General features: G+C 59.8%; 5 protein-coding genes. 1 reads left to right on the forward strand and 4 read right to left on the reverse strand.

The annotated features are described in order from the left end of the window. Window positions 1–48: 48 nt before the first annotated feature. The 4 genes from lplT to B3041_RS01260 form a co-directional block, all read right to left on the reverse strand. Window positions 49–1,248 (reverse strand): lysophospholipid transporter LplT, encoded by a 1,200-nt coding sequence (lplT, locus tag B3041_RS01245; protein ID WP_065648279.1) that lies wholly within the window; start codon window positions 1,246–1,248, stop codon window positions 49–51. After that, entirely contained in the window at window positions 1,245–3,395 is a 2,151-nt protein-coding gene (gene aas / locus B3041_RS01250; protein ID WP_292968633.1) for a bifunctional acyl-ACP--phospholipid O-acyltransferase/long-chain-fatty-acid--ACP ligase, read from the reverse strand. Before aas ends, lplT begins: the two co-directional genes overlap by 4 nt. A 346-nt stretch (window positions 3,396–3,741) precedes the next feature. Further along, window positions 3,742–5,472 carry a penicillin-binding transpeptidase domain-containing protein gene (locus tag B3041_RS01255; RefSeq protein WP_065648277.1) on the reverse strand — a complete coding sequence of 577 codons (1,731 nt, stop codon included), beginning with the start codon at window positions 5,470–5,472 and terminating at the stop codon, window positions 3,742–3,744. Window positions 5,473–5,746: 274 nt separating this feature from the next. Further along, window positions 5,747–8,020, reverse strand: coding sequence for a molybdopterin guanine dinucleotide-containing S/N-oxide reductase (locus B3041_RS01260; RefSeq protein ID WP_292968635.1), 2,274 nt, complete (start codon window positions 8,018–8,020; stop codon window positions 5,747–5,749). Between the two features lie 194 nt (window positions 8,021–8,214). Between B3041_RS01260 and galR the strand changes: the two genes are divergently transcribed. Next, a complete protein-coding gene (galR, locus tag B3041_RS01265) occupies window positions 8,215–9,216 on the forward strand; it encodes an HTH-type transcriptional regulator GalR (protein ID WP_039379986.1) in 1,002 nt (333 codons plus the stop codon). The last annotated feature ends 328 nt before the right edge of the window (window positions 9,217–9,544 follow it).

Genomic DNA, 9,544 nt, shown 5'->3' on the forward strand with positions numbered 1-9,544 from the left:
TCATTAATGACGCCCTTTGAACGCACCAGGGTCGCATGAATGCGCCCCCTACGGGGATACGGGACGTGCTTTCCACCACAGCAGCGCGATGGCGGCGGCAAATACTGCGCCAAAGCCTGTGCCGGTGGCAACGGCCGGCGCTCCGAGCTTAATGGCCAGCGTATAGAGCCCCAGCATCAGCAGCATGGCGCTGTTTTCACCGAGATTCTGTACGGCAATCGCATTACCCGATCCCACGCTCGCTTTACCGCGCTCCTGCAGCAGTGCGTTAAGGGGTACCACAAAAAAGCCGCCCAGCGCGCCAATCACCATCAGCAGGAGCCAGGCGTTCAGCAGCGTGGTTTGCAGCGAAAACAGTACGACCATCACCCCTATCAGCACGCCGGCCGGCATGCAGCGCCGCACCGTCTGCAGCGTCACCAGCTTAGCCGCCGCCGCCGCGCCCAGTACAATCCCTATCGCTACCATGGCATTGAGCATGGTAGGCGTTTTGTTGTCGGTAATACCCAGCGCCACCGGCACCCAGAGCACCAGCAGAAAACGCAGCGTGACTCCCGCTCCCCAGAACAGGCTGGTCCCCAGCAGGGAAAAACGCGTCTCACCGTTATGCCACAGCTGACGTGCTGCACTGCTGAAGCTGCGCAGCATCCTGAGCGCATGCCAGCTCTGACCCGGACGCGCCGCGCTGAGACGGGGAATAAAGAGATTAGCGATAACGGCCAGCGCGTAGGTCAGTGCACAGGCGGCCAGCGCCATCAGAAGATGCCAGTCCGCCAGTACCCCGCCCGCAACCGAACCGAGCAGAATGGCCGCGATGGTGGATGCCTCCATCAGCCCGTTGGCTTTGACCAGACGTTCACCGCTGGTGATTTCCGTCAGAATGCCATACTTCGCCGGCGAGTAAGCGGCCGCACCGATGCCTACCAGCGTATAGCCGAGAAACGGATTAAAGCCGAAACAGATGGTCAGCGCACCCAGCAGCTTCAGGCTATTCGCCAGCATCATCACCCGTCCTTTGGCGAAGCTGTCGGCCATCTGCCCGACAAACGGCGCCAGCAGAATATAGGTGGCGACAAACAGCATCTGCAGGATCGGCTGGCTCCAGTCGGGGTAGAACTGATCCTTCAGCACCGCCAGCGTGGCAAACAGCAGCGCGTTATCCCCAAAAGCGGAAAAAAACTGCGCCACGATCACGGCAATCATACCGCGCGACAGCAGCGGAGCACGGGCCTCCTCATGCTGGCTCATGCTCTCTCCTCTTCTGCCAGCTGCTTCAGGCTGACGTAGTCTGGCTTGCCGCTGCCCAGCAGCGGCAGCTGTTTCATGACGCGGATATCGCGCGGTACCGCCAGCTCTGGCGCACCTGTTTCACGCGCCGCCTGGAGCAGCTGCTCGCGCGTCAGCTCACTGTCGGTGGTAAACAGCACCAGCGCTTCGCCACGATTACCGTCCGGCCGCAGCGAGGCGGCATGCTGTTTTTCGCCGGAGGCTTTCAGCGCGATCTGTTCAACGCTCTCCAGCGACACCATCTCACCCGCTATCTTGGCAAAGCGCTTCGCCCGGCCCTGAATCTGACAAAAGCCGCCTTCATCGAAGCTGACAATATCCCCGGTATCATACCAGCCCGCCTCCATCACACCTTCGCCATTGTCCGCCACGGGCGGCTCCAGCACGCCGGGCGCGTCAACGCGCAGATAGCCATTCATGATATTCGGGCCACGCAGCTGCAGCCGGCCCCCCTGCTCAATGCCCGGCACTGAAATCAGACGGGAATCCATGCCGGGCAGCAGACGGCCAACGGTATGCGTGCGGGCAGCCATCGGCACGTTGATCGCCACAACCGGTGCGCACTCGGTGACGCCATAGCCCTCCAGTATACGGATGCCATATTTCTCCATATAGAGCTGGCGCGTGCCTTCCTGCAGCTTCTCCGCACCGGCGACCACGTAGCGCAAACGGGCAAAATCATAGGGGCTGGCGAAACGCGCGTAGTTACCCAGAAACGTTGACGTACCGAACAGCACGGTGCAGTTGCGGTCATAAACCAGCTCCGGCACGATGCGATAGTGCAGCGGACTGGGATAGAGGAAAACCTGCGCCCCGGTCAGCAGCGGTGTAAACAGGCCCACCGTCAGACCAAAGGCGTGAAACAGCGGCAGTGCTGACATAAAGCGATCGCGCGGCGTAAAGTCGGCCACGGTGCGGATCTGCTCTACGTTAGCCAGCAGGCTTTTATGGGAATGCACCACCCCTTTGGGATAGCCTTCCGATCCAGAGGTAAACAGCACCATCGCCGCCTCTTCCGGCTGCTGCGCCAGCTGTGCACGGCGCGGCAGCAGCAGATGGCCGAGGATCCACAGTTTATCCTGCAGCGTTACCGTCTCTTTCAGATCTTCGAGGTAGATCCATTCAACTTCAGTCAGCCCCTGCGGCAGATGCCACAGATTGCCTTTTTCCAGAAACTGGCGTGAGGTAAACACGGTTTTTACCTGCGAGGCGGTCAGCGCGGCACGCATGCCGCTGACGCCAGCCGTATAGTTAAGCATGGCCGGCACGCGCCCGCGCATTGATGCACCGAGGATCGCCGCAGCGGTCACGGTGGCATTAGGCAGCAGCAGGCCGATATACTCCCCCTGCCGGCTGTAGCGCTCAAGAATACGTCCGACCCCAAGCGCCTTTTTCAGCAGCCCGGTATAGCTGTCTGGCTGGAAATTCACATCTTCAATACAGGCTTTGGTCAGTCCGTAGCGGGTACGCGCGTTGAGAAACGCTTCATACAGCGTTTCACGCGGGCGCACCGCCATGCGCGCTTCCATCATAATATGGTGCAGGTGTTCGCCTGCCAGCACGCGCCGATCGCGGGCGCGTTTCGCTTCCGGCATCGGAATATGGGTCGCCGGCAGCACGCTCAGCGTAATTCGGGGAAACAGGCGGCGCTTAAAAACCCCGCCAAGACGACCAAACGGCGTGTATTCCGCCCCTTCAATGCGCATCGGCACGACCGTTGCGCCCGATTTAGCTGCCACAAAGCCGGCACCGCTGTAGATCTTCATCAGCGACCCGGTCACGGTGATGCGACCTTCCGGAAAAATCACGACCGGGCGGCCGGTGTTGATCATGCGGACCAGGTGTTTAACCGACATCGGCTTAGCAGGATCAAGCGGAACAAAATCGATAATGGGTGTCAGCAGGCGCATATACCAGCGGGTGCTGATCGCAGAATAGACAGCAAATACCGGTCTGATCGGTAAAAACAGCGCAACCAGCACGCCATCCAGAAAGGACATATGGTTAGGGGTGATCAGCACTTTCTCTTTATGCAGCGCCGTGAGATCGCCGCGCAGCTCCACGCGCCATAGCAGGCGACAGAGAGTACGCAAAATGTTAAACAGCATGCCAGCTCCTTAGCAAAGTCAAAAATGATAATTACCTTGCAGGATTTGCCGGGCGGCGACAAGTACAGAGCAGAATTAAAGCGGAGTCCCTGACAAACTGCGACGCGGAGCCGCAGGAATAAGATAAAAAAAACCCACGCGTCTGCGTGGGTCGGTGCAACCGAACAGGGTTATACCTGCACTGCAGGTATCGCTGCCGCAGCAGCCGATCTTCACACCAATCATACCTCTGGGATCGCTATCGTCGCGCAGCAGCCTGAGGAATAACAGCGGCTAAACGCAACCGTATTCGGTGAAATGCAACCAGGTGTGAACAGCGCATCCTGCTGGTTACATTTTGATTTGGCTAGGATTTATCTGACGGCGGCTTGCTGTAAAGCGCATCCGGCGCAATGTTCATGTGCTTCAGCACCGGCCCCATAATATTGCCGAAGATCGGAGCGGCCACAGAGCCGCCGAAGTGATCGCCCGCGGTGGGATGGTTGATCATCACCACCAGCGCCACCTCCGGGTGGCTGGCTGGCGCGATCCCGGCGGTATAGTTCACGTAACCACCATCATATTTGCCGCTGCTGCCCATCTTCTCTGCGGTACCGGTTTTGGTCGCCAGGCGATAACCCGGTACCGCAGCCTTGATACCGGTGCCGCCCGGCAGTACGTCACTCTCCAGCATATGCACCACGGTCTGTACAATCTGCGGATTGGCAACCTGCTTGCCCAGCACCGGTGGTGTAACTTTGGTTATTGACAGCGGGCGATAAACGCCAAACGAGCCCAGCGTGGCATATTCGCGCGCAATCTGCAGCGGCGTCACGCGCAGGCCATAGCCAAAGGAGAACGTTGCGCGTTCAATATCCGCCCAGCGCTCGCGATGCAGCGGAAAGTAGCCCACGCTCTCGCCGGTTAATCCCAGCCCGGTAGGCTTGCCGAGGCCAAATGCCTGATAAGTATTGACCAGCGCTTCTGCCGGCATCGCCAGCGCAATGTGCGATACGCCGATGTCACTCGATTTTTGCAGAATGCCGGTCATGGTGAGACGCGGCCAGTGGCCGACATCGCGGATAAGGTGGCCATTGACGCTGTAGGGCGTGGTATCGATCACCGAATCAGGCCTGACCAGATGGCGCTCCAGCCCCTCCATCACCACCAGCGGTTTGACCGTTGAACCGGGTTCAAAACTGTCATTAATGGCAACGTTACGCATCTGAGCGGGCGTCGCTTTATCAAAATTATTCGGGTTAAACGACGGATACGATGCCATTGCCAGAATTTCACCGGTATCGATCTTCACCAGCACCGCAGCGCCGGAGTCCGCTTTGTTCAGCAGCACACCGTCGCGCAGCCTGCTGTAGAGGGTAAATTGATCAAACTTATCGATGCTGAGCTGCACCGTGGGCGGCTGCTTCGGCGGCTCATACTCAATCATCGAAATAATATTACCCTCACCATCCTGGCGATAGACCTCTTTGCCCGGCTCGCCCTGCAGCACCCGATCAAACCCTTTCTCCAGCCCGTTAAGCCCGTTACTGTCGGCACCGACAATGCCAATCAGCGGCGCGGCCGCTTCACTCATCGGATAAAAACGGCTGTCGTTATACACCGAGCTGATCCCTTTCAGATGCAGTTCCGCGATATCTTTGGCTATGCCCAGCTCGATTTTACGTCCCAGATAGAGAAATCGTTTTTTCGGATTAGCCACGATCTGCGCCTGCAGATCTTCCGGCCGAAGGCTGAGCGCCGCAGCCAGGTATCCCCACTTTGCACTGCTGAAGTCGGGATTCGCCTCCAGCACGCGTTTGGGATCGGCAATGATGTCGCGCGACGGCACGCTCAGTGCCAGCGCCTGGCCGTCGCGATCCAGCAGCGTGCCCCGATTTGTGGGCAGCGTAACGGTGCGCAGCGAACGCTGGTCCGCTTCATGCTCAAGCATCGGGTGGTTGATGAGCTGCAGATCGCCGACGCGGGCGAGCAGCAGTCCCATACAGGTCAGCACGCCCAGACAGATCAGACGAAAACGAAACGGGTTAAACGGGGCTTTAATCTGGTCTTTACCCAGAAATTTTTTGATTGGAGGCATAGCATTCCGCTGCGGTAAAAGTCGTTATCCGGACTGGTTATCGGCTGTTATAAAGAAAGGCCTGGCAAGTTGACAGGAAAACTGTGTTTCAGTTATTTGCAGAGACAGCGGACAAAAAAAACCTGCGCATCTGCGCAGGTTGGTGTAATCAAAAAAACGTGTTGATGTTCACCCATCAATACCTCTGGGACCCTGACTGTAGCAAGCGGGCTGACCGCCCTGCACCTGCTTAAACGCAACAGTTGCCCGCAAAATGTAACCAGCGGTGAGATTGTTAGTGGGTTGTGCAACCGCGATGTTTTTTGACCTCGACCAGACAGCTCATCGCATTTGGCCCCTGCGTCAGAGAAGAAGTACCGATATCCAGCGTCAGCACGTTCGGGTTGCCGGCGCGATCCCACGGCTGCCACGTACCGCCAAAGCCGGGATCGAACCATGCGCCGGTCGCGATGATCACCACGCCTGGCGCGACGCCGTCGGTCAGGCGCACGCCAGCCAGCATCCGTCCGCGCGCATTGCTTACCTCAACCACTTCCCCGTCGGCAATCCCGCGCTGTGCGGCATCCTGCGGATGCATCGACAGCGTCTCATGCCCGGCGGTTTTATTGGACTGAACGGCAGGGGTCGCATCCAGCTGGCTATGCAGCCGGTCGGCAGGCTGTACTGAAATCATGTGCAGCGGATAGTCAGCGCTCAGCGGCGCACCCAGCCACTCCTGCGGCTCACGCCAGGCGGGATGGCCTGCGAAGTCATCCAGCTGATAGTCCGCGATGGTCTGGCAAAAGAGCTCAATTTTGCCGCTGGCGGTGGCGATAGGATGTGCGTCCGGATCGGCGCGAAACTCCTCCATAAAGATATAGGGTTTTCCGCCTTCAGGGATCTCCACAAACCCGCGCTCCCAGAACTCACTGAACGCCGGGAAAGGGATATCGCGTCGCGCATGGGCCTGTGCGCACTGCTGATAGAGATGCTCAATCCACTGCATCTCATTGCGCCCTTCCGTAAAGCGCTCACGATAACCGAGGCGATCGGCGATATCGGCAAAGATATCGAAGTCATTTCTTGCCTGATGCTGCGGCCTGACCGCCTGGTGCATCGCCAGCACAAAACGATCGCGCGACGATCCGCCGATATCGTTGCGCTCCAGCGTGGTGGTCACCGGCAGCACAATGTCCGCCATCTGCGCCGCGGGCGTCCAGACAATATCCTGCACAATCACCGTATCGGGTCGCTGCCAGCCGGCGACCAGCCGGTTGAGCTGCTGATGATGATGAAACGGATTACCGCCCGCCCAGTGCACCAGATGAATATCAGGATAGTGCAGCGTCTCACCGCAGAAATCGTAGGGTTCGCCCGGCTGCAGCAGCATGTCGCTGATGCGCGCTACCGGAATCGCCAGGTTTGCCGGATTAGGCCCGGTGCTCATCATTGGTGCCGGCCCCTCCTGACGCGGATTGCCCACGCTGTTCATTGAGCCATGGCCAAAGGAGAAGCCTGCGCCCGGCAGGCCCGGCTGACCCAGCATGCAGGAGAGCGCGATCATCATCCAGTAGGGCTGCTCACCGCGATGCGCGCGCTGCACAGAATACGCGCTGGTTATAAAGCTGCGCTTACCTGCCAGCTGTTGTGCCAGCTGCGCAATACGCGCGGCCGGAATACCGGTAATGGCACTCGCCCAGGCTGCCGTTTTTGCGACGCCGTCGCTTTCGCCCAGCAGGTAGGCGCGCAGCTGCGGCCAGCCGGTGCAGTGCGTGGCGAGGAAGGCTTCGTCAGTGGCGCGGTTACGCAGGATCTCATAGCCCAGCGCCAGCATCAGCGCGACGTCAGTATTGGGCCGAATCGGGATCCATTCGGCGTTCAGCCACGCCGGACAGTCATCGCGCTGCGGACTAATATTGATCACCGGTGTTCCCCGGGCGCGCAGCTGCTCCAGCGCCGGTTTCAGGCTATGCTGCCCCGCTCCGCCCGACGCGACCTGCGCATTTTTCAGCGCCAGACCACCAAAGGCGACAAAAATTTCCGCATGCTCCACCACCTGCGGCCAGTCGGTCACGCGCCCGGTCAGCGGCATGTAAGTGCCGATCACATAGGGCAGGAAGAACTGTGCGGCGCCCCAGCTGTAGTTCCCCTGCTGATCGACGCCGCCGCCCCCCTGAAAATAGAAACGCCGGACCAGCGTCCGCGCATGGTTGACCCGCCCGGCCGAGGACCAGCCGTATGAGCCGGTAAAAATGCCGGAGGCCCCGTAACGTTCACGTACGCGACGGTTCTCTTCCGCCACCAGATCGAGCGCGGTGTCCCAGCTGACCGGCACAAAATCTTCACGCCCGCGCAGGGTACGATCGCTGTGCTCGCGTGATTTCAGCCACGAGCGGCGCACCATTGGCTGGCGGATACGTTTGTCAGAGTAAACCAGCTCCGGGATGGTATGGATCATCGGTGAGGGATCGGCGTCGGCAAAGAAGGGTTCGCAGCCTGTCAGGCGGCCATTTTCCGTCACGGCGGTAAAAGCGCCCCAGTGCGCCAGATGCGGCACGCGTGTTTTCATGAGAGTGTCCGGCAGATAAAAAGAGAGTGCGCGGCAGCATAGCATGAGGCTGCAGTCCGCCTGAAGTCTGCATGTGAGCAGCTGATTTTCCGCGCTTTTGCGACAACGCTGGCATTCTGATCGCTTGCGGCTCAGGGGCTTTTCCGTAACACTGATGCGATGTGTAAACGTTTTCCCTGGATGTCGATAATTGCATGGCTACCATTAAGGATGTTGCCCGTATGGCCGGGGTGTCGGTTGCGACCGTTTCCCGCGTTATCAATAACTCTCCCAAAGCCAGCGAAGGTTCGCGCCTTGCGGTAACACAGGCGATGGAGCAGCTGCAGTATCACCCTAACGCCAATGCGCGTGCGCTGGCGCAGCAATCCACTGAAACGCTGGGGCTGGTGGTCGGTGATGTCTCCGATCCTTTTTTTGGTGCGATGGTAAAAGCGGTGGATGAAGTGGCTGGCGAGACCGGCAACTTTCTGCTGATTGGTAACGGTTACCATAATGAGCAAAAAGAGCGACAGGCGATTGAGCAGCTGATGCGCCATCGCTGCGCAGCGCTGGTGGTGCATGCCAAGAAAATCCCGGCGGACGATCTGGAGATGCTGATGCGTCAGGTGCCGGGGATGGTGCTGCTGAACCGGCTGATCCCGGGTTTTGAGTCACGCTGTATCGCGCTGGACGATCGCTATGGCGCCTGGCTCGCTACCCGGCATCTTATCCAGCAGGGGCATACGCATATCGCCTTTATCTGCTCCACCCACACCATTTCTGATGCGGAAGATCGCCTGCAGGGTTATTACGATGCGCTGCGGGAGCATGGTCTGCCCTGTAACGATCGTCTGGTAGCCTGGGGTGAGCCGGATGAAACAGGCGGTGAGCAGGCGATGACAGAACTGCTGGGACGCGGCAAGTCTCTGACGGCCGTCGCCTGTTATAACGATTCAATGGCCGCGGGTGCCCTGGCGGTGCTGAGTGATAACGGCATCCGCGTGCCGGAAGAGATGTCGCTGATCGGTTTTGATGATGTGCTGGTGTCACGTTACGTGCGCCCGCGCCTTACCACCGTGCGCTATCCTATCGTCACCATGGCACAGCAGGCGGCGCAGCTCGCGCTGGCGCTGGCGCACGGCAGCGAGCTGCCGGAAGTCACCAATATGTTCAGTCCGACGCTGGTACGGCGTCACTCGGTGGGTGGGCCCGGTTAAGTGATGCGCTGAGCAGCCGGGGGCTGTGCGCTAAGCAGCGCGGGGCTGTGCGCTGAGCAGCGCGGGGCTGGGCGCTGAGCAGCGCGGGGCTGGGCGCTGAGCAGCGCGGAGCTGTGCGCTAAGCAGCGCGGGGCACTGAGAGAGTTCCGCCCGCCAGCGCAGGGCTGTGCGCTAAGCAGCGCGGGGCTGTGCGCTAAGCAGCGCGGGGCACTGAGAGAGTTCCGCCCGCCAGGCTTCTGGCAGTTTCAGCGGCGCTTGCGCATGCGGACGGGCTAAGGGGCGAGTGGGCGCGCCCCTTAGCAATCCGCGCCCCGCGCCGTCCTCGCGA

Source organism: Pantoea sp. UBA4549, from assembly GCF_002387285.1.
GTDB classification, from domain to species: Bacteria; Pseudomonadota; Gammaproteobacteria; order Enterobacterales; family Enterobacteriaceae; genus Pantoea; species Pantoea borealis.